The organism is Bacillus sp. MRMR6 (genome assembly GCF_001940785.1).
GTDB lineage: Bacteria > Bacillota > Bacilli > Bacillales > Cytobacillaceae > Neobacillus.
Map to the genome: position 1 here is coordinate 1 of NZ_MSLS01000089.1, position 721 is coordinate 721.

2 rRNA genes are annotated in these 721 nt (G+C 47.7%); both read right to left on the minus strand.

Annotated elements, in window-relative coordinates:
- Nucleotides 1–289 (minus strand): 23S ribosomal RNA (locus BTR25_RS26740); the annotation flags it as partial.
- A gap of 201 nt (nucleotides 290–490) precedes the next feature.
- Nucleotides 491–721: ribosomal RNA gene (locus BTR25_RS26745) — 16S ribosomal RNA — on the minus strand; the annotation flags it as partial.

Here is a 721-nt window from a genome sequence, read left to right on the forward strand (position 1 = left end):
GGCAAGCCTCTTGGTTTGGGCTATGTCCCGTTTCGCTCGCCGCTACTCAGGGAATCGCATTTGCTTTCTCTTCCTCCGGGTACTTAGATGTTTCAGTTCCCCGGGTATGCCTTCAATACCCTATGTATTCAGGTAAAGATACTACTCCATTACGAGCAGTGGGTTCCCCCATTCGGAAATCTCCGGATCAAAGCTTACTTACAGCTCCCCGAAGCATATCGGTGTTAGTCCCGTCCTTCATCGGCTCCTAGTGCCAAGGCATCCACCGTGCGCCCTTTCTAACTTAACCTAAAAGGTTGTTTTTCTTCTTAATTAAATAAGARAGAAAACTAATGTGGCTTGTTCTYGGTTTTACTTTACTTCTTCTTTACGATTATCTAGTTTTCAAAGAACGATTAAAAAAAGCTTTGAGAGAATTGCTCCCTCAAAACTAAACAAACAAAAAGCGGTCAACTTTTTTATCAGTCCATACGGACTGCATTTTCCTTAGAAAGGAGGTGATCCAGCCGCACCTTCCGATACGGCTACCTTGTTACGACTTCACCCCAATCATCTGTCCCACCTTAGGCGGCTGGCTCCTTACGGTTACCCCACCGACTTCGGGTGTTACAAACTCTCGTGGTGTGACGGGCGGTGTGTACAAGGCCCGGGAACGTATTCACCGCGGCATGCTGATCCGCGATTACTAGCGATTCCGGCTTCATGTAGGCGAGTTGCAGCC